This is a genomic window from Neorhizobium galegae, assembly GCF_017877135.1.
Lineage (GTDB): Bacteria > Pseudomonadota > Alphaproteobacteria > Rhizobiales > Rhizobiaceae > Neorhizobium > Neorhizobium galegae_A.
Map to the genome: position 1 here is coordinate 78779 of NZ_JAGIPH010000002.1, position 18185 is coordinate 96963.

Sequence of the window (18185 nt, forward strand, 5' to 3'; positions counted from 1 at the left end):
ATTTTTTTGGGATGCCGGGCGCGCCGCCGGGCCATCCTGCCGCCATCATCCGGGAGAAGGTGAGGCGGTGTCGCCTCCTCTCAGGATGTCGGCCGCGGCAGATGGGAGAACGGCAATGGCTGGCGGATTGTGTCACATCACCTTTGTCACGAAAAACCTCGACCGGATGGAGAAGATCCTGACGACCGTCATGAAGGCGCGCAAGGTTGAGGATCCCGGCGCCGACGAATTCACGCTGACCAAGGAACGGATCTTTCAGATCGGCGAAGGGCTTTCGTCCGTCTGGATCGTTCTTATTGAAGGCTCGGTCGACTTGGCGCGCAGCTACAACCATGTGGCTTTCATCATTCGCGAGGAAGATGTCGAAGAGCGTCTGGCCGCCATCGAGGCCTTGGGTCTTGATCTGCATGACGGGCATCCCCACGGGACGGGTAGGGGCCTGCACGGCGAGGAGGGCCACTCGATCTATTTCTACGACGACGACAATCACATGTTCGAACTGCATGTCGGCACGCTGGAGGATCGCCTGCGTCGTGATGACCGGAGCAAGGGGGCGCCGCTTGCCTGAAAAGGCGGCTGCCGGACCTGCAGAGTTTCCAGACATGGAAAAGCCCGGCACTTGCCGGGCCCAGACTGCTGACAAAGTCAACGACATCGCCGGGATCGGCATTGACGACGTCTTTGCCCCCTCGCCCCGCGTGCGGGGAGAGGGCTGGGGTGAGGGGCCTTAAACTATTGATTAGGCGGCGAATTGGCCCCTCATCCCGCTGCCGCGACCTTCTCCCCGTCAAGACGGGGCGAAGGGCCATTGAGGCCGCCCTTCACTCTAAATCTTGAAACATGCAAAGTTCGCTAGCTAGCTAAGCTCGGCATTTGCCGGGCCTCTAAACGAAAGGGACGTTTCGGCCGGCTGTGCCGCTCAGGCGTCGACGACGCGAAGGGCCTTGGCCTGCGCCAGGGCTTCCTTCTGAACGGCTTCCTGAACCTTTTCGAAGGCGCGCACCTCGATCTGGCGCACGCGTTCGCGGCTGATGTCGAACTCGGTCGACAGGTCTTCCAGCGTCACCGGATCTTCCGAGAGGCGACGGGCCTCGAAGATGCGGCGCTCGCGTTCGTTCAAGACGCTGAGCGCCTTGTCGAGCATGCGCCGGCGGGTTTCCAGCTCGTCCTGCTCGATCAGCACGGCTTCCTGGGTGTCGTGGTCATCGACCAGCCAGTCCTGCCACTGGCCCGCTTCGCCTTCGGCTGCCCGGATCGGTGCATTCAGCGACGCGTCACCCGACAGGCGGCGGTTCATCGAGACGACTTCTTCCTCCGAGACCCGAAGCTTGGTGGCGATTTCCGTCACCTGATCCGGCTTCAGATCGCCTTCGTCGATGGCCTGGATACGGCCTTTCAGGCGGCGCAGATTGAAGAACAGCCGCTTCTGATTGGCGGTCGTGCCCATCTTGACGAGCGACCAGGAGCGCAGGATGTATTCCTGGATCGAGGCCTTGATCCACCACATGGCATAGGTGGCGAGACGAAAACCGCGCTCGGGATCGAATTTCTTGACCGCCTGCATCAGGCCGACATTGCCTTCCGACACGACTTCGCCGATCGGCAGGCCGTAGCCGCGATAGCCCATGGCGATCTTGGCCACGAGGCGCAAATGGCTGGTGACGAGTTGATGGGCCGCGTCGCGATCCCCATGTTCGGCATAACGCTTCGCAAGCATGTATTCCTGCTGGGGCTCCAGCATCGGAAACTTGCGGATTTCGTCGAGATAACGATTAAGGCCAGCTTCGCCGGCTGTAATCGAAGGCAGAGAATTGCGGGCCATAAAGCACCCCCTTCTGATCGTGTTCCGGCTCCCGTGATCGTTCTGCCGATCGAAAGGCGAGCCGTAAGATGCGGGTCTTTCCCTCGACCCCGCACCCATCCAGCTAACAGATAAGTGCGGCGAAAGGGTGATTCAAGCACATGCGCCGGTCACGACCCTGTTATGACATTACGAGCTCACGGGGGAGCGGATCACAGGAAAAGCGCTTGCCGCGCCCATCGGTGCCGGCTCACGTTTTCGCTACTCGCTACTCGCTACTCGCTACTCGCTACTCGCTACTCGCTACTCGCTACTCGCTACTCGCTTTCGCTCCGCAACGCCTCCAGCAATTCCTCCATGTCGTCCGGCACCGGGGCTTCGAACTCCATCACCTCGCCGGTGCGCGGATGTTCGAAGGCCAGGAGAAAGGCATGCAGGGCCTGCCGGTGGAAGCGGCTGACGACGGCGCGGGCGGCTTCCGGCAGAAGATTGGCCTTTGTCCGGAAGGCTGCGCCATATTCCGGATCGCCGATCAGCGGATGGCCGATATGGGCCATGTGCACGCGGATCTGGTGGGTGCGCCCGGTTTCCAGCCGGCACTCCACCAGAGAGGCAAGGCAGGTCGAATCGGGCTTTTCGTGAAAGCGTTCGGTGACGACATAATGGGTCACGGCCTCGCGTGCGTCATCGGTATCCTCGCGCTTCACCGAGCGCTTGGTGCGGTCGGCGCCGGAGCGGCCGAGCGGCGCGTCGATCGTGCCGCGCAGCTGGCGAGGGCGACCCCAGACGAGGGCGACATAGGCGCGCTCCAGGTCGCCGGTGCGGCCATGGTCGGCAAATTGCGCCGCGAGATGACGATGGGCGATATCGTTCTTGGCCACCACCATCACGCCGCTCGTCTCCTTGTCGAGCCGGTGGACGATGCCGGGACGCTTGACCCCGCCGATGCCCGACAGGCTGCCGGCGCAATGGTGAATGAGGGCATTGACCAGCGTGCCCGTCCAGTTGCCGGCGCCCGGATGGACGACGAGACCGGCGGGCTTCACCAGCACGATCAGGTCCTCGTCCTCGTAGAGAACCTCGAGGGGAATGTCTTCGCCCTTCGGTTCCGGGTCTTCCGCCTCCGGCAGATCGATGGTGATCGTGTCGCCGGCGGCGATCTTCTTCTTCGGCTCCGTGCAGGTCTTGCCGTTCAGCGTGATGGCGCCCTGTTCGATGAGCGCCTTCAGCCGGCTGCGGGAAAATTCGCCCTCGAGCACCGACGTCAGCCAGGCATCCAGCCGGCCGGCCGCATCCTCGCCGGCAGTCAGCACTTTCCTTGGCGTCTCGCCTTGGTTAAAGGGGTCGTTCATGTGTTCATCCCGATGACAGTTAAAGCGAAGGACTTTTGCCCGATGGCCAATCTCGAACCCGAGCAACAGGAAGACGCGCCACTCGATCCGGTGATGGATAACGTCCGGCGCAAGATGGTGCGTCTGCAGATCGTTTCCGGAAGCATCATGTTCATCAGCCTTATGGCGGTGTTGGGAGCGGTTGTCTACAAGGTGCGCCATGCGCCGCAAACGCCAGCGCCTCTGGTGACCGGCACCGGTTTTGCCGTGCCGGCCGATCAGCCGCTTGCCGTCACCGCGCATCTGCCGCCCGGCTTCGAGGTGCAGTCGGTGTCGCATTCCGGCGGGCAGATCCTGTTTTACGGCGTGGTGGGCGGCGTTCGCAAGGCGCTGATCTTTGATCTTGCGGTCGGCCGCATCGTCGCCGACGTGACCGTTCAAGACCGCTGACCATGACGGACGCCCGCCCGCTCATCCGCATCACCGATGCCGCTGATCCGCAAATTGCGGAGTTTCGTTCGATCCGCGAGCGCGATCTCGTCGGGCGCGGCGGCGGCTTCATTGCGGAAGGCACGGTGGTGCTGCGCATGCTGGCAAGGGCGCATGCCGGGAAGGGGGCGATTGCGGCGGAAAAGATCCTGCTTCTGGAAAACCGCGTGGCAGGTCTTGCCGATCTTCTGGCGGAATTTGCCGCCGAAGTCCCGGTCTATGTGGCCGATGCCGGCGTTCTGGATGCCATTGCCGGATTTCACCTGCATCGGGGCGTGCTGGCGCTCGGGCGGCGCAGCGCTGCCCCTCATGCAGATCAATTGCTCGATGCCTGCGCGGAACCGGCGCTGGTCATCGTCGCCTGCGGCATTTCCAACCACGACAATATTGGGTCGATCTTCCGCAATGCCGCAGCCTTCGGGGCGCAGGCGGTGCTTCTCGATGAAACCTGCTGCGATCCGCTCTACCGCAAGGCGCTGCGCGTTTCCGTCGGCTCGGTCCTGTCGGTTCCCTATGCGCGCGGCGGAAGCGCTCTGTCTCTTCTGGAAACCGTGCATGCCAGGGGCTTTGCCGTCTGGGGCCTGTCGCCGCAGGGGGACAGCGACATCCGCGATATCCCGGCCGAGCGACGCATCGCGCTGGTGACGGGTACGGAAGGCGAGGGGCTTCCCGCAGACATCCTGTCGCGGTTCCGCAATGCCCGTATTCCGCAGATGCCGGGCCTCGACAGCCTCAATGCCGCAACCGCCACCGGCATTGCGCTCTACGAGATTTCAAGGCTGCAAGGCGTCATCTGACACCGGACTTCCTTGCCGTGGCCGAGGTGTCACGGATCGGAGGCGTGGATGCGGTCGAGCGACTGGCGGGCGCGGCGGGCAAGATCGGGCTCGTCCGCGTTGCCCGATGTGTTGTCGCCGTCCCTGCGCGCTTCGTCATCCTTGTCGAGAATGGCCATGATCGGCGAGGTCGGGCCTTCGGCTACCGCCGTCAGCGCCACCATGTCGGCGGCAATCGTTGCAAGTTCCCGTCGCAGCGTCTCGTCCGATTGTAATGGCGTCGGGCTTGAAAGCTCCGCGCCAAGGGCGGCACTTCGTGCGCGGATATCGTCCTGCATCTGGCCAAGGTCGCGCATGGTCTGCTCACTCCGGTCGTCGGTGGTCTCTGCAACGGCGGGCTGGCCGTCCTGCGGGCGGTTGCGGCCGCGGCGGTGCTTGCGCGCCGAGAGCGCGTGTTTTTCAAGGGCGGCGATCTTCTTGCGCGGCAGCGGGTAGCTGCCGGTGATCGGCTCGCGCCATTCGTCGGCATCAGCGGTGTCGCGGCCACGCAACTGTTCGATTTCCTGCAGGCGGCGGTCGAGTGCGTCCTGCGTGTCGGCCTTCTGCGCCATCTCGCGCGCCAGCTTTTCCTCCAACCTTGCTGAACGGGCTTCCTCCTGGGAAAGACGCTGCTCGGCATCCCGCGCGCGGGTGGTCATCAGCTTCAGGTCGGTGCGCAGGGCCTCGCGCTCCTCGCGCAGCACGGCGGCCCGCTGCTTCAGACTGTCTGCGGTGCTGTCGCGGGTGGAGAGGTCTATGTTCAGGTTGTCGAGATCGCCGGTCAGCTTGTGGATGCGCTTGCGCAGCGTTTCGATTTCACCGTTCTTGCTGGCCACCGTCAATTCCACCGCCGAAAGCGACTGCTTCAATTGGCGGATGAGGCCTTCCTCGCGCCGGAGCCTCGAGCGCAGGTCTGCGGCTTCCACGCTCATGTCGCTCACCTGCATCTGCATCTCGTGATGGCTGGCCTGCAGGTGCGCTGCTTCGTCGCTCAACCGGTCGAAGCGCAGTTGCAGCGAGACATTGCGATCGCGTTCTTCGGCCAATTCCTGCCGTGTGCGGGCATTTTCGGCGGCATAGACGGCGCGCGCCATGTCGCGCTGGGCGCGCACTTCCGCCGGGCTGATCGGCATCGTCGCCTTCAGGCGGTTTTCCGTATAGTGCACGACGCGCCGATGGACGGCCGGCGCCAGCACCAGAACCAGAAGCGTGGCGCTGAGAAAGCCCAGCCCATAAAGAAGCGCGAACTGGATCACGGGCGGTCCATCCTGCGGTCTGGCATTTCAGGAAAATCTAAATTCAGCTACAGCTAGAATATCGACACGGGATAGGCAACAGCAAGCTCGGGGTGGCCCGCCAGGCGTTTCGAGCGTGGCGGGCAGAGAAGCGATCAGAAGGGGTTCCAGGTCGGCGCTTCGGTGAATTTGAGATAGCCGACATTGACGCCGAGACGGGCACCGACGCCGGTGCGGATCGGCACGACAATCACGTCGCTGTTGCGCAGTGCCGTCATGCCGACGCCGGCCACCACGAAGGCCGAGCCGCTCACGCCGCCATAGCGGGCATAAAGGTTCTGGACGGCCGGCAGATTATAGACGAGCATCATGGCGCGCGCGCCCTGGCCGCCGTAATCGATGCCGAGCGAGGGGCCCTGCCAGAAGACGGGGTGATTGCCGGCATTCTTCGTATAAAGCTGGCCTTCGCCATAGGTGAGACCGGCGATGAAGGCGCCGGAGCCTTCCTGGCCGAGCACGTAGCCATTGGGAAGGCCGTATTGCTGGAAGGCCTTTTCGACAACCTTGGCCAGCCCGCCGGTCGTGTTGCCGAAGAAGCCGTGGCCGGCATCCACGATTTCCTGCAGCGTATATTGTTCACCCGATCGCTGCTGGGCCTCAGCCGGGGCGGCGATCGTGGCCACCAGAATTGGCAGGACGAGCAGTCGAGCAAGAGCAAAGAATCTATCGAAGCGCATGGGGCCTGTCCGTTTTTTTAATCAATTGGTGCCTCAGATCGCGGCTGAGCCATCTTGAGACCATCCCGTTAACAACCGGTTTACCAAAAATGGTGTCTTTATGGCGGCGTAAGACGGAAATGCCAACCCCAAGCCACCTTCACGCAACATTGTCGTGAGACATAGCCGATCATCATTAAGGCTACATCCAGGAAAATCAGATGCCGAAGAATCCGAACCTTATCCTTAGCGGTCCCGATCTGGCGGCGCTCCTGTGCAGCCGCGTCTGCCATGATGTGATCTCGCCGGTGGGCGCGATCTGTAACGGTCTTGAACTGCTGGACGAGGGCGGTGCCGACGAGGACGCGCTGGACCTCATCCGCACCTCGGCGCAGAACGCCTCCGTGCGTCTGAAATTTGCCCGTCTCGCCTTTGGCGCCTCCGGTTCCGTCGGCGCCTCCATCGATACCGGCGAAGCGGAAAAGGCTGCCAAGGACTTTGCCGCTGCCGAAAAGAAGACCGAAGTTTCCTGGAACGGGCCGCGGGCGATCATCCCGAAGAACCGCGTCAAGTTGCTCCTCAACCTGTTCATGGTGGCCTATAGCGCCATTCCGCGCGGCGGCAGCATTGATGTGGTGCTGGAAAATCCGGAAACCGATGCAAAGTTCACGCTGACGGTGAAGGGCCGCATGCTGCGCCTTCCGCCGAAATACGTCGAACTGTGCAATGGCACGGCCGAGGAACTGGCCGATGCCCACACGATCCAGCCCTATTACACCGTTCTTCTTTCGGAAGAATGCGGGATGGACCTCAGCCATGTCGTCAATGACGACAACATCGTCTTCACCGCCGAAATTTCGGCCGCCTGACGCCTTGTGCTGCCGTTGCCGGGCGTTGCCCGGTAACGGTTCGTTAGCCGGTTCGTCCTATCGTGGCCAAAAGCCGTTGCACGCTCGGCTTTTGTTCTGCGGTCCGGGAGGGAGCCAGATGCAGCGCCTGATGATTGCCGACAGTTCCGATATCGTCCGCACGGTTGCCAAGCGCATCCTGTCGGAACTGGGCTTTCTGGTGAGCGAAGCCTCCGGCGACCGGGAGGCTTTGATGCGCTGCCAGGCCGAACTGCCGGCGATCCTGATCGTTGATGCGGCGCTTGAGGGGGCTCTGGAACTCATCGCCGCGGTCAAGGCCCTGCCGGGCGCCAACCGTGTGCGCATCTATTACTGCATCATCGAGGCGGACCTGAAGACGATGATGACGGGCAAGCGCGCCGGCGCCGATGATTTTCTCCTGAAGCCCTTCGATCGCAAGATCCTGACCGCCGTGTTTTCCGGTCTTTCCGCCGCCGCCTGAGCCGCATTCTCCCGATGTCCGAACATCTGCCGGGTTAAGCCGCCCTGTGCCCTTGGGGGCTGCCGTGCTTTGGCTCGTCCACGAAACCCATGCCCACAACGAAAAACGCCCGGGAAAAAATTCCCGGACGTTTGACTGATCGCGGATCCGATAGGGGTATAAAAGATCAGGCCGTTTCGGCGTATTCGCCGCCATCCGGTTCGCGCAGCACATAGCCGCGGCCCCAGACGGTTTCGATGTAGTTCGCGCCGCCTGCGGCGTTTGCCAGCTTCTTGCGAAGCTTGCAGATGAACACGTCGATGATTTTCAGTTCCGGTTCGTCCATGCCACCATAGAGGTGGTTGAGGAACATTTCCTTGGTCAGCGTGGTGCCCTTGCGCAGCGAGAGCAGTTCCAGCATCTGATATTCCTTGCCGGTCAGGTGAACCCGCTGGCCGCCCACTTCGACGGTCTTGGCGTCGAGGTTCACGATCAGCTCGCCCGTGATGATGATCGACTGGGCATGGCCCTTCGAACGACGGACGATGGCATGGATGCGTGCAACAAGCTCGTCCTTGTGGAACGGCTTGGTCATGTAGTCGTCTGCGCCGAAGCCGAGACCACGAACCTTGTCCTCGATGCCGGCCATGCCGGACAGGATGAGGATCGGTGTCTTCACCTTGGAAAGACGCAGTGTCCGCAGAACCTCGTAGCCGGACATGTCCGGCAGGTTGAGGTCAAGCAGGATGATGTCGTAATCGTACAGCTTGCCGAGGTCGACGCCCTCTTCCCCGAGATCCGTCGTATACACATTGAAGCTTTCCGACTTCAGCATCAGCTCGATGCTCTGGGCAGTCGCGCTGTCATCTTCGATGAGTAGAACCCGCATAATTTTCCCCTTTACCGCCGCGAAGGTGTGAATGGCCCCCTAACGCGAGACGGATCCAGACGTTGCCTGATTTGGAAGCTGACACCAATTGGTTAACAAACTCTGACCGCCTTTGGCAAGGCACAGGAATTCGTTAAACAAACTTGGTATTTGCCTGATTTATCATGTGAATCTGCCAGCGCCATACCTGAATCATTTTGTGAGGAATTCCTCCCAAGTGATTCATACGACTCATCATTGTCGTCGGTCGAAATCGACCATGGCATTTACGGACCCTTAAACGATCGTCCCTATCATTAACGATGCCCGTAAATGAAAGGTTACCGCGGCGCCCAATTTGTTAACGGCGCGGCAATTTTTCAGTCCGAACTGTTGCAGGTCGGACTCAGGGGGAATTGGGAACATAGCCGGGGTCTCGCTATCCACGGGAGTATTGCGTATGAAGACGCGTGACAGCCTTGTGCGCCTGAAAGAATTTCAGGTGAATGAAAAGCGCCGCCAGTTGCAGCAGTTACAGCTGATGATGGCGGAATTCGAACGTATGGCGAAGGAACTGGAGCACCAGATTTCGCTGGAAGAAAAGAAATCGGGAATCACAGACCCGAATCATTTCGCCTATCCGACTTTTGCCAAGGCGGCCCGTCAGCGGGCAGACAATCTGCAGGTTTCGATCCGCGAATTGCGCGTCCAGCAGGAAAGTGCCGAACTTGCGCTTGAAGAAGCGCAGGCCGAACTTTCGAAAGCCACGGCTCTCGAAGAACGCGACGGTGGCATGCGCGCCCGCGCCTGATCCCGCCTGCGATCTTTTTTTGGGGGTAAACGTTGCGAGGACGCCTGAGGCGTCCACGCCGCGGCGCAGATCTGCGCCTGCCGCTCAGCGGTTGATCACATCCTGCCAGTCGGGGTGACGCTCAAGCTGTGCCTTGAAGAAGGGGCAGAGCGGAATGATCTTCCAGCCGCCCGACCGTGCCGCCTCCACCGCATGCACCGCCAGCGCCTGTCCGACGCCCTTGCCGCGCAATGCGTCGTCCACCTGCGTATGATCGATGATGATCAGATGCGGCGAGGCGCGCGAAAACGTCATTTCCGCCGATGCGCCATCAAGTTCCGCCCGGTAGGCTCCGCCCGAGGAATGCGTTTCTTCGGTAATCTTCATCCTGCTGCCCCTTGTTTTATCCATGATCCTGCTGATGTAGGACGAAATCGCCCAGATGCCAGACCGCCTTGTCCAGGCGGCCGTGCCGAAGGGCGCGTGTCCAATGATCGGGCGGAACCGGGGAGAGGATGAGAGGGGGGGCATGCGCAGGCTGCGCCAGGCATTGCTGCTGGTCTCGGCGGTTTTTCTTCTCTTTGGAATTTACCTGCCGATCCTTCAGATCGACCGGCTGTTCCTGTTCAGCCAGACGCCGTCGCTGATCGATCTGGTCTCGGGCCTGTTTGAGCAGGGAGACTTCGGGCTTGCGCTCCTGATTGCGCTGTTTTCGATCGTGTTTCCCGCAGCCAAGCTTCTGCTGGTGTTTTGCCAGGAGGCAGGTTGGCGGCTCGGTCAGGATCGGATGGGGGTTTTCGGCCGCGCGCTGCCGCATCTGTCAAAGTGGTCTATGATGGACGTGATGCTGGTGGCGATCGCGATCTTCGCGGCCAAGGGGAGTGGGCTGGCGACAGCCGTCGCCCAGCCGGGTCTGTGGTTCTATGCAGGTTCAGCCATCATGACCGGGCTCTTGTCGCCCTTTTCTTCGATGGCCGCCGACAAGCGGCCAGACACCGACATGCGTTAAGCCTCCTCGGGAGGCGGGCTCCGGAGGATAGTCAGGATGGTCGGGGACGGCTTGCGAACGCCTTGACTAGTGGCGGTACTGCTGAATCCGCGTGGTTCTGAGGCCGGCAAGGCCATGGTCGTTGATGGACGACTGCCAGGACAGGAATTCTTCCACTGTCAGGGTATAACGCTCGCAAGCTTCCTCGAGGCTCAACAGGCCACCGCGAACCGCTGCAACCACCTCCGCCTTGCGACGGATCACCCAGCGGCGCGTATTGGCCGGCGGAAGATCCGCAATCGTCAGGGGGCTGCCATCGGGGCCGATGACATATTTAACTCGAGGCCGGATCATTTCGGTCATTGGACTCTCTACACTACACAAGACCACGAGGCCGACCGTAGCCCGGCAGTTTTAACATTTGACTAAATGGAAACCGTGTTTTGCAGGAAACCGCATTTGGACCACAATTCTTTCGCGTTTTTTTCGCAATTCACGACCGACCTTGTGTGTTTCGTAAGATTAGAATGTTCTTTCGAACGATTTGATTGCGGCGCATCAAGGTTTATGCTGCATTTTAGCAATCTTTGCCAAGAAACGGTGACCGGGTGACCCGGCCGGATTTTGCGGTGGAAAACCCGGCGGGCGACGTCTTTTAATTCATCTGCGGCCCGGTCAGATCATCTGAAGCGACAGTTCGGTGCGCCCGGCGCCCTCATCGAGGACTGCCGTTCCGGCGTGCAGGAAGGTCAGCGTATCGCCCAGTGTCAAACTGGCAAGCGTCGATGCGCAGACCGTCAGCGGTGCCGCCGAGGGGAGGCTGAGGCTCAGAAGCGTCGTCGAGGCATTGCGCCTGAGGCTTGCGGTATGGCCGGAAGACGAGGTGACAGACACCATCATCGTCAGTTTGTAGATCCCGCTTGCGGGCACCACCAGCGCGTTGCCGCCGCCGCTCACGGCAGCGCCGAGCGTGACGCCACCCTGCTCGAGCGCAAGGGTGGTAAAGCCGGTCGAGGCGCCGGAGGCGGGGCTGGACGTGCCGGTGGCGCGATGGGCGCGGGCAAGCGGCCGGTTGGGAAAGCTCGGCCGGCCGGCGCCATCAAAGCTCATGCCGGTTTTCCAGCTGCCGCCATCGGCGCTCACCTTCACGGCAAACTGGTCATTTCCGGCAAGGCCCATTTCCGCCCGGCCCGACCATCCGCTCTGGAACAGCAGCGAGGCGGTATCGGACACCGCCGCCTTGTTGATCATCAACTGGTGCCCGGCGCCGGCATTGTTGAACAGCGAGGCGGCCGACGAGATCGACAACCGGTTGCTGTCGTCCGGCGTCGCGCTGATGCCAAGCCGTGAAGGCGTCAGGATATCGGGCAGGCCGGGGGTGACCCAGGCGGTGCCGGAAAAGGCCCGGATGGCTGACAGCGACTTGAACCAGGCGAGAAAGCCGGTGTTTGGCTGCAGAAAGCTCCAGGCGCCATCCTGAAAGGTGGCGATGGTGCCGGCATGTCCTGCCCAGGCGCCGGTCGCCGTGCCGGTGACGGCGTAATGGCTGCCCTCGACGGGACTGGCGGGCGGTGCGGCACCCTCATAGTCGATGGCCAGCTGGACCAGCGTGTCCAGCCGAAGCAGCGCCTCATTGTGAGTGACGTGTTTCTGGGCCTGGGAAGGCAGGATATAGGGCAGTCTGAGGTTCGGTGTCGTGTCGGCCATGGCGTGTTCTCCCTGCGTGTGGAAGGCCATTTTAAGTGCATGGCGGCACACGGGCATGGCGAAGGCATCAAGCCGTTGAAAGCATTGGCGCGGGGCCGGAAAACATCCCCGGCCGGCTATCGATCAGGTCAGCGACCGGGCCGCCGCAGCCGGGGCCGTGGCCGGCGGGCCACGCCCGTCATCTTCCTGAAACACGCGCCAGGGATGCGACGGAATGGCGGTGTGAATGCCCTTGTCCTTTGATTTGCATATGCGAAGGTGACGACGAGATTTGAGACAGGATCCCGCATGCGCTATTCCGCCCTAGACATCGTTCGGCAGGCCTTTTCCGGCAACCGCCACTGGAAGCCTGTCTGGCGCGAGCCGCAACCGAAGGCGCATTACGATGTGATCATCGTCGGTGGCGGCGGGCATGGCCTGTCGACCGCCTATTATCTTGCCAAGGAGTTCGGCATCACCAATATCGCCGTGCTGGAAAAGGGCTACATCGGCTCCGGCAATGTCGGGCGAAACACCACGATCATCCGCTCCAATTATCTGCTGGAAGGCAACGAGCCCTTCTACGAGTTCTCCATGAAACTGTGGGAAGGGCTGGAGCAGGATTTCAATTATAACGCCATGGTGTCGCAGCGCGGCGTGATCAATCTCTTCCACTCCGATGGCCAGCGCGACGCCTATGCGCGGCGCGGCAATGCCATGATGATGCATGGCGTCGATGCGCAGCTGCTGGATCGCGAGGAGGTGCGCAAGATGATGCCCTACCTCAATTTCGACCATGCGCGCTTTCCCGTTCTCGGCGGCCTTCTGCAGAAGCGCGGCGGCACGGCCCGCCATGATGCGGTGGCCTGGGGCTATGCCCGCGGTGCCGATCAGCGCGGCGTCGACCTCATCCAGCACTGCGAGGTGACCGGTATACGTCGCGACGAAGCGGGCAGGGTTCTGGGCGTCGAGACGTCAAAGGGCTTTATCGGCTGCAACAAGCTGGCGCTTGCCACGGCCGGCCACACCTCGGTGACGGGGCAGATGGCCGGGCTTCGGCTTCCCATCGAAACGCATGTCCTGCAGGCCTTCGTCTCGGAGGGCCTGAAGCCGGTCATCCACAATGTCATTACCTATGGCGCCGGTCACTTCTATATCTCGCAGTCCGACAAAGGCGGCTTGGTCTTCGGCGCAGACATCGATTACTATTCCTCCTATGCGCAGCGCGGCAATCTCGCCACCGTCGAGCACACGATCGAGGAAGGCGTGTCGCTGATCCCGGGGCTGTCTCGGGTAAAGGTGCTGCGCGCCTGGGGTGGCGTGATGGACATGTCGATGGACGGATCGCCGATCATCGACAGGACGCCGATCGACAACCTCTATCTGAATTGCGGCTGGTGCTATGGCGGCTTCAAGGCCACACCTGCCTCCGGCTTCTGCTTTGCCCATCTGATCGCCAAGGACGAGCCGCATTATACGGCCCGCTTCCTTAGGCTCGACCGTTTCGAGCGCGGCCTTGCCATCGACGAAGGCGGCAAGGGGCCTCAGCCGAACCTGCATTAGGCGAACCTTCATTCATCAAGCCCGCACGACCTGCACTGACGAGTATCTATCATGGCAAGCCTGATCACCTGTCCCCATTGCGGCAGCCGGCCGAAAGAAGAGTTCTCCATTCGCGGCGATGCCCTGCCTCAGCGCCCAGCCGCTCACGCGCCGGACGAAGCCTGGCACGCCTATGTCTATCTGCGCGACAATGTGAAGGGCGTCATCTTCGAACACTGGCACCATGTGGGCGGCTGCCGGCGTTATCTGGTGGTGGAGCGGGATAATGTCAGCCATGATGTGCTGTCGGTCACGGATGCCGCCCGGTTCAGGCGTGCCGCGGCTTCCGGGCAGGACGGCGTGGTTGCTGCCGGAAAGGACCTCGCATGACCCCGCATCGTCTTTCCACCGGTGGGCTCGTCAACCGCGCGATGCCGCTGCGCTTCAGCTTCGATGGCAAGCCGCTGAAGGGCTTTGCCGGCGACACCCTGTCCTCGGCGCTTCTCGCCAATGGCCAGATGCTGATGGGCCGCAGCTTCAAATATCACCGGCCGCGCGGACCCGTCACCGCAGGCTCCGCCGAACCGAACGCGCTGGTCACGCTGGGTGAGGGCGCGCGCAGCGAGCCCAATGCGCGCGCCACCGTGGCGGAGCTTTACGAGGGAATGGCAGCGCGCAGCCAGAACCGCTGGCCGTCGCTGTCCTATGATGTCGGGTCGGTCAACAGCCTGTTTTCGCCCTTCCTGTCGGCCGGCTTTTACTACAAGACCTTCATGTGGCCCGCTTCCTTCTGGGAAAAGGTCTACGAGCCGCTGATCCGCCGCGCCGCGGGCCTTGGTCGCGCGGTCATGGCGCCCGATCCGGATCGCTACGAAAAGGCCTGGGCGCATTGCGACCTGCTGGTCATCGGCGCCGGACCGACCGGGCTGATGGCAACGCTTGCCGCTGCCCGCGCCGGCCTTCGCGTCATTCTGGCGGACGAGGATTTTCGCCAAGGCGGATCGCTTCTGTCGGAAACCGCCGTTGTCGGCGGACTGCCGGCGGCGGATTTTGCCGCAGCCATCCTCGCCGAACTGGAAACTCTCTCCAATGTCACGCTGATGGCACGCACCACCGTGTTCGGCTGGTATGACGACATGGTGTTCGGTGCCGTCGAAAAGGTGCAGAAGCATGTGGCGCTGCCCGATCCCGACCTGCCGGTGGAACGTGTCTGGCGCATCGTGGCCAAGCGGGCGCTTCTGGCGACCGGTGCCGAGGAACGGCCGCTGGCGTTTGGCGGCAATGATCGCCCCGGCGTGATGACGGCCGGTGCCGCGCGCACCTATCTCAATCGATACGGTGTTGCGGTCGGCCGCAAGGTGGCCGTGTTTGCCAATGGCGGCTCCGGCTATCGCACGGCAGCCGATCTGACGGCTGCCGGCATCGATGTGACCGCGATCATCGATCCGCGCACGGAGATTTCGCGCGCCCAAGTGGATCTGGCGGGGGAGAGCCTGCGCATTCTCTCCGGCGCCTCGGTCACGGCAACGCGCGGGCGGCTCGGGCTCGCCGGGCTTGTGGCCGAGCGATCCGGCCATGAAGAGGTGATCGATTGCGACGCGCTTCTGATGTCCGGCGGCTGGTCTCCCGTCGTCCATCTCCTGTGCCAGCGCGGCAGAAAGCCGGTCTGGAGCGTGGCGCACCAGGCCTTTCTGGCGCCCGATGTGGGCGCGGCCTTTGTCCCGGCCGGATCGGCTGCCGGTCTCGCCCGGCTCTCGGCCTGCCTGAGGGACGGGGCGGAAAAAGCCGTGGCGCTTGCCCGCGATCTGGGCTTTGCCGCCTATGACACCGATATCCCGCCGGTGGAGGGCGAGTATGATCCGGCCTTTGCGCCGCTCTGGTATGTCCAGGGCTCGAAGGGCAAGGCCTTTGTCGATTTCCAGAATGACGTGACCGTTGGCGATCTCAGCCTTTCGCAGCGTGAAGCCTTCGGCCATATCGAGCACACCAAGCGCTACACGACCGGCGGCATGGCGACCGACCAGGGCAAGCTCGGCAACGTCAACACCATCGGCATCGTATCGGGCATGCGCGGCGTTTCGCCGGAGGCGGTCGGCACCACGACGTTCAGGCCCTTCTATACGCCGGTGTCCTTCGGCGCTCTGGCCGGCACCGCGCGCGCCGAACAGGCGCGCCCCACCCGCCGCTCGCCGCTGCATGGCTGGGCGGCGAGACACGGCGCGGTGTTTGTCGAAGCCGGCCTCTGGCATCGCTCCGCCTGGTTTCCGCGCGCCGGCGAAAAAACCTGGCGCGAGGCGGTCGACCGCGAAGTGCTGACGGTGCGCGAAAACGCCGGGCTCTGCGATGTCTCGACGCTCGGCAAGATCGAGATATTCGGCACGCAGGCGGCGGAGTTTTTAAACCGCGTCTACAGCAACGCCTTTCTGAAGCTTTCCGTCGGCAAGGCCCGCTACGGCCTGATGCTGCGCGAGGACGGCATCGTCTTTGACGACGGCACCACGAGCCGGCTTGGGCCGAACCATTACGTGATGACCACCACCACGGCCTATGCGGCCGAGGTGATGGCGCATCTCGACTACTGCGCGCAGGTGCTGTTTCCCGAGCTTGACGTGCGCTTCGCATCCACCACCGACCAGTGGGCGCAGATGTCGCTGGCAGGGCCGAAATCGCGCATCATCCTGCAGCGCCTGGTGGAGGATGATCTCTCCGATTCAGCCTTCCCCTTCCTTGCCGCGCGCGAGGTGACGCTGAAGGGCGGGCTTGCGGCACGCCTGTTCCGCATCTCGTTTTCCGGCGAACTTGCCTATGAGCTTGCCGTGCCGGCAGGCTTCGGCGAGGCGGTGGCCGACCATCTGATGGAAGCCGGCCGCGAGGATGGCATCTGCGCCTATGGGGTGGAGGCGCTGAACGTGCTGCGCATCGAAAAAGGTCATGTCACGCACAGCGAACTCGACGGCCGCACCACCGCCGACGATGTCGGTCTTGGCCGCATGATGGCCCTGCAGAAGCCGGATTTCATCGGCAAGCGCCTCTCGACGCGCTTTGGCCTGACGGCGGCCGATCGGCTGCAGATGGTGGGCCTCAAGCCCATCGAGCCGGATGCCGAGATCCGGGCCGGCGCGCATCTCCTGAAGGAGAATGCCAAGCCCTCGACCACCAACGACCAGGGCTTTGTCTCGTCTGCCTGTTATTCGCCGACGCTTGGCCGCCATATCGCGCTGGCGCTTCTGAAATCCGGGCGCGAGCGGATCGGCGAAAAGATCCTCGTCTGGGATCGGCTCCGCGAAAGCGAGGTGCTGGCGGAAGTCTGCAGCCCCGTCTTCGTCGATCCGGACAATCTCAAACTGCGGGACTGAGGGGATTTCAGATGTCGATCACCTACACCCACCGGCATGTGCTGGAAGACCATATCACGGGCTTCGAAGCCCGCCCCAACGTCAACCATCTGAGCGTCATTCGTCGCCCGGCCATGGCCGTGGTGCTGGCCCATGGCGGCGCGGAGAGCGATGTGGACCTGGCGCTCGACATGATCGAGGGCGTCTCAAAGCGCGTCTGCGGCCCGGCGGAATGGCTGGCCGTTGCGCAGGACAGGACGCCGGAGAGCCTGCTGCGGGCGCTGACCTCCATTCCCGGCGCGTCCGTGCTGGATGGCAGCGACGGCCACGTGCTGATGCGGATCGATGGTCCGCATGCCCGCAAGGTGCTTGCCAAATGCGTCGCCGTCGATCTTCACCCGGATGTCTTCCCGATAGACATGTCGGCGCCCATGCTGATTGCGCATGTGGCGGGCAATCTGGCGCGCACCGGCGAAAACAGCTTCGAGATCATCGTGCCGCGCAGTTTTGCCGGAACGGTGTTCGAGGAGATGAAGGAGATGGGCCGCGACGTGGCGCTGACCGCCGGGTTCGGCTGAGAGGGACGGGCGGCTGACGGTCGGCTATTCTTTCAGCGCTCTCTATGGCAAGATGGGGCCTTGATGGAAAAGGTCGCCATGCAGCATTCTCGCTCCTTCCAGATTACCCTCCCGGCAGACCTTGCTGATCTGCTGCATGAGAAAGTTGCCTCCGGCGAATATGCCAGCGAAAGCGAGGTCATTCGCCAGGGCCTCCTGACGCTCGCCATGGAGGATTCAGCAGTGCAGAGATGGCTGCAGGATGAGGTCGCGCCGACCTATGATCGCTACAGCCGGGATCCGGCTTCAGCGTCCTCCCTTGACGAAGCCATGGCACGGCTTGATGCACGCATTGCAGCCATCGAGAAAAAGCCGTCGTGAAGCGATACGTCGTTCGCCTGATGCCAGAGGCGGAAACGGATCTCCTGGACATTTACCTCTTCGTGCGTGAGAGATCGGGTTCTGCGGCAGTTGCAACCAGCTATCTGGCGCGTATCCGGCGGTTCCTGGCCGCTCTGGAGACGGGCCCTCACCGGGGGACCGTTCGCCGCGATGTGCGGGAGGGCTTGCGGGTTATCGGTTTCGAGCGTGCCATCAGTGTCGCCTTCATCGTGGAGAACGACAGCATCGTCATCCTGAGGCTCGCTTACCGGGGACACTTGATCGACCTGAAAGGCTCCTGACTGTTGCGGCGGCCCGGATC

The 18185-nt window shown here is 62.5% G+C and carries 21 protein-coding genes; 13 read left to right on the forward strand and 8 right to left on the reverse strand.

What is annotated here, in order from left to right; translation table 11 throughout:
• Positions 1 to 115: 115 nt before the first annotated feature.
• A complete protein-coding gene (locus tag J2858_RS07875; protein WP_210104255.1) occupies positions 116 to 568 on the forward strand; it encodes a FosX/FosE/FosI family fosfomycin resistance thiol transferase in 453 nt (150 codons plus the stop codon).
• A 351-nt stretch (positions 569 to 919) separates the two neighbouring features.
• Here the strand turns inward: J2858_RS07875 and rpoH are convergent, their stop codons facing one another.
• Together rpoH and J2858_RS07885 are read right to left on the reverse strand one after the other, a co-directional pair.
• Positions 920 to 1822, reverse strand: a complete 903-nt coding sequence (rpoH, locus tag J2858_RS07880) for an RNA polymerase sigma factor RpoH (protein ID WP_210104256.1) — start codon at positions 1820 to 1822, stop codon at positions 920 to 922.
• Between the two features lie 296 nt (positions 1823 to 2118).
• Positions 2119 to 3153 (reverse strand): RluA family pseudouridine synthase, encoded by a 1035-nt coding sequence (locus tag J2858_RS07885; RefSeq protein WP_210104257.1) that lies wholly within the window; start codon positions 3151 to 3153, stop codon positions 2119 to 2121.
• Positions 3154 to 3195: 42 nt separating this feature from the next.
• Between J2858_RS07885 and J2858_RS07890 the strand changes: the two genes are divergently transcribed.
• Together J2858_RS07890 and J2858_RS07895 are read left to right on the forward strand one after the other, a co-directional pair.
• Complete coding sequence (locus J2858_RS07890; protein WP_210104258.1) at positions 3196 to 3582, forward strand: hypothetical protein; 387 nt, start codon at positions 3196 to 3198, stop codon at positions 3580 to 3582.
• Between the two features lie 2 nt (positions 3583 to 3584).
• A complete protein-coding gene (locus J2858_RS07895; protein ID WP_210104259.1) occupies positions 3585 to 4418 on the forward strand; it encodes a TrmH family RNA methyltransferase in 834 nt (277 codons plus the stop codon).
• A gap of 29 nt (positions 4419 to 4447) precedes the next feature.
• Here the strand turns inward: J2858_RS07895 and J2858_RS07900 are convergent, their stop codons facing one another.
• Positions 4448 to 5692 (reverse strand): hypothetical protein, encoded by a 1245-nt coding sequence (locus J2858_RS07900; protein ID WP_210104260.1) that lies wholly within the window; start codon positions 5690 to 5692, stop codon positions 4448 to 4450.
• A gap of 134 nt (positions 5693 to 5826) precedes the next feature.
• On the reverse strand, positions 5827 to 6408 hold the full coding sequence (locus tag J2858_RS07905) for a DUF1134 domain-containing protein (RefSeq protein WP_210104261.1): 582 nt from the start codon (positions 6406 to 6408) through the stop codon (positions 5827 to 5829).
• A gap of 200 nt (positions 6409 to 6608) precedes the next feature.
• On the opposite strand from J2858_RS07905, the gene chpT reads away from it, so the two are divergent.
• Positions 6609 to 7256 (forward strand): histidine phosphotransferase ChpT, encoded by a 648-nt coding sequence (gene chpT, locus J2858_RS07910; protein WP_210104262.1) that lies wholly within the window; start codon positions 6609 to 6611, stop codon positions 7254 to 7256.
• A 118-nt stretch (positions 7257 to 7374) separates the two neighbouring features.
• Complete coding sequence (locus J2858_RS07915; RefSeq protein ID WP_210104263.1) at positions 7375 to 7737, forward strand: response regulator; 363 nt, start codon at positions 7375 to 7377, stop codon at positions 7735 to 7737.
• Between the two features lie 166 nt (positions 7738 to 7903).
• Here J2858_RS07915 and ctrA read toward each other — a convergent pair whose 3' ends face one another.
• Positions 7904 to 8605: a response regulator transcription factor CtrA gene (ctrA, locus tag J2858_RS07920; protein ID WP_210104264.1), complete on the reverse strand. Its 702-nt coding sequence runs from the start codon at positions 8603 to 8605 to the stop codon at positions 7904 to 7906.
• A 439-nt stretch (positions 8606 to 9044) separates the two neighbouring features.
• On the opposite strand from ctrA, the gene J2858_RS07925 reads away from it, so the two are divergent.
• Positions 9045 to 9395 (forward strand): flagellar export protein FliJ, encoded by a 351-nt coding sequence (locus J2858_RS07925; protein WP_210104265.1) that lies wholly within the window; start codon positions 9045 to 9047, stop codon positions 9393 to 9395.
• Positions 9396 to 9479: 84 nt separating this feature from the next.
• Here the strand turns inward: J2858_RS07925 and J2858_RS07930 are convergent, their stop codons facing one another.
• Positions 9480 to 9761, reverse strand: coding sequence for a GNAT family N-acetyltransferase (locus J2858_RS07930; protein ID WP_210104266.1), 282 nt, complete (start codon positions 9759 to 9761; stop codon positions 9480 to 9482).
• Between the two features lie 142 nt (positions 9762 to 9903).
• On the opposite strand from J2858_RS07930, the gene J2858_RS07935 reads away from it, so the two are divergent.
• Positions 9904 to 10383: a paraquat-inducible protein A gene (locus J2858_RS07935; protein ID WP_210104267.1), complete on the forward strand. Its 480-nt coding sequence runs from the start codon at positions 9904 to 9906 to the stop codon at positions 10381 to 10383.
• A gap of 66 nt (positions 10384 to 10449) precedes the next feature.
• Here J2858_RS07935 and J2858_RS07940 read toward each other — a convergent pair whose 3' ends face one another.
• Together J2858_RS07940 and J2858_RS07945 are read right to left on the reverse strand one after the other, a co-directional pair.
• Positions 10450 to 10725 (reverse strand): DUF1153 domain-containing protein, encoded by a 276-nt coding sequence (locus J2858_RS07940; protein ID WP_018327815.1) that lies wholly within the window; start codon positions 10723 to 10725, stop codon positions 10450 to 10452.
• Positions 10726 to 11037: 312 nt separating this feature from the next.
• Complete coding sequence (locus J2858_RS07945) at positions 11038 to 12069, reverse strand: DUF2793 domain-containing protein (protein ID WP_210104268.1); 1032 nt, start codon at positions 12067 to 12069, stop codon at positions 11038 to 11040.
• A 288-nt stretch (positions 12070 to 12357) separates the two neighbouring features.
• Between J2858_RS07945 and J2858_RS07950 the strand changes: the two genes are divergently transcribed.
• The 6 genes from J2858_RS07950 (at position 12358) to J2858_RS07975 (ending at position 18165) form a co-directional block, all read left to right on the forward strand.
• On the forward strand, positions 12358 to 13611 hold the full coding sequence (locus J2858_RS07950) for a sarcosine oxidase subunit beta family protein (RefSeq protein ID WP_210104269.1): 1254 nt from the start codon (positions 12358 to 12360) through the stop codon (positions 13609 to 13611).
• Between the two features lie 51 nt (positions 13612 to 13662).
• Entirely contained in the window at positions 13663 to 13980 is a 318-nt protein-coding gene (locus tag J2858_RS07955; RefSeq protein ID WP_210104270.1) for a sarcosine oxidase subunit delta, read from the forward strand.
• The gene (locus J2858_RS07960; protein ID WP_210104271.1) at positions 13977 to 16946 is read left to right on the forward strand and encodes a sarcosine oxidase subunit alpha family protein; all 2970 of its coding nucleotides are present in this window, start codon (positions 13977 to 13979) and stop codon (positions 16944 to 16946) included. The genes J2858_RS07955 and J2858_RS07960 overlap by 4 nt, the downstream gene beginning before the upstream one ends.
• 11 nt (positions 16947 to 16957) lie before the next feature.
• On the forward strand, positions 16958 to 17503 hold the full coding sequence (locus tag J2858_RS07965; protein WP_210104272.1) for a sarcosine oxidase subunit gamma: 546 nt from the start codon (positions 16958 to 16960) through the stop codon (positions 17501 to 17503).
• A gap of 78 nt (positions 17504 to 17581) precedes the next feature.
• Positions 17582 to 17863 (forward strand): ribbon-helix-helix domain-containing protein, encoded by a 282-nt coding sequence (locus J2858_RS07970; protein ID WP_210104273.1) that lies wholly within the window; start codon positions 17582 to 17584, stop codon positions 17861 to 17863.
• Complete coding sequence (locus J2858_RS07975; protein ID WP_210104274.1) at positions 17860 to 18165, forward strand: type II toxin-antitoxin system RelE/ParE family toxin; 306 nt, start codon at positions 17860 to 17862, stop codon at positions 18163 to 18165. The genes J2858_RS07970 and J2858_RS07975 overlap by 4 nt, the downstream gene beginning before the upstream one ends.
• Positions 18166 to 18185: the final 20 nt, after the last annotated feature.

Coding starts and splice junctions, on each gene's coding strand:
- J2858_RS07895 (WP_210104259.1), top strand. CDS start 3,585: ATGACGGACGCCCGCCCGCTCATCCGCATCACCGATGCCGCTGATCCG.
- J2858_RS07885 (WP_210104257.1), bottom strand. CDS start 3,153: ATGAACGACCCCTTTAACCAAGGCGAGACGCCAAGGAAAGTGCTGACT.
- J2858_RS07905 (WP_210104261.1), bottom strand. CDS start 6,408: ATGCGCTTCGATAGATTCTTTGCTCTTGCTCGACTGCTCGTCCTGCCA.
- J2858_RS07960 (WP_210104271.1), top strand. CDS start 13,977: ATGACCCCGCATCGTCTTTCCACCGGTGGGCTCGTCAACCGCGCGATG.
- chpT (WP_210104262.1), top strand. CDS start 6,609: ATGCCGAAGAATCCGAACCTTATCCTTAGCGGTCCCGATCTGGCGGCG.
- J2858_RS07930 (WP_210104266.1), bottom strand. CDS start 9,761: ATGAAGATTACCGAAGAAACGCATTCCTCGGGCGGAGCCTACCGGGCG.
- rpoH (WP_210104256.1), bottom strand. CDS start 1,822: ATGGCCCGCAATTCTCTGCCTTCGATTACAGCCGGCGAAGCTGGCCTT.
- J2858_RS07965 (WP_210104272.1), top strand. CDS start 16,958: ATGTCGATCACCTACACCCACCGGCATGTGCTGGAAGACCATATCACG.
- J2858_RS07925 (WP_210104265.1), top strand. CDS start 9,045: ATGAAGACGCGTGACAGCCTTGTGCGCCTGAAAGAATTTCAGGTGAAT.
- J2858_RS07945 (WP_210104268.1), bottom strand. CDS start 12,069: ATGGCCGACACGACACCGAACCTCAGACTGCCCTATATCCTGCCTTCC.
- J2858_RS07940 (WP_018327815.1), bottom strand. CDS start 10,725: ATGACCGAAATGATCCGGCCTCGAGTTAAATATGTCATCGGCCCCGAT.
- J2858_RS07950 (WP_210104269.1), top strand. CDS start 12,358: ATGCGCTATTCCGCCCTAGACATCGTTCGGCAGGCCTTTTCCGGCAAC.
- ctrA (WP_210104264.1), bottom strand. CDS start 8,605: ATGCGGGTTCTACTCATCGAAGATGACAGCGCGACTGCCCAGAGCATC.
- J2858_RS07890 (WP_210104258.1), top strand. CDS start 3,196: ATGGCCAATCTCGAACCCGAGCAACAGGAAGACGCGCCACTCGATCCG.
- J2858_RS07955 (WP_210104270.1), top strand. CDS start 13,663: ATGGCAAGCCTGATCACCTGTCCCCATTGCGGCAGCCGGCCGAAAGAA.
- J2858_RS07935 (WP_210104267.1), top strand. CDS start 9,904: ATGCGCAGGCTGCGCCAGGCATTGCTGCTGGTCTCGGCGGTTTTTCTT.
- J2858_RS07875 (WP_210104255.1), top strand. CDS start 116: ATGGCTGGCGGATTGTGTCACATCACCTTTGTCACGAAAAACCTCGAC.
- J2858_RS07915 (WP_210104263.1), top strand. CDS start 7,375: ATGCAGCGCCTGATGATTGCCGACAGTTCCGATATCGTCCGCACGGTT.
- J2858_RS07970 (WP_210104273.1), top strand. CDS start 17,582: ATGCAGCATTCTCGCTCCTTCCAGATTACCCTCCCGGCAGACCTTGCT.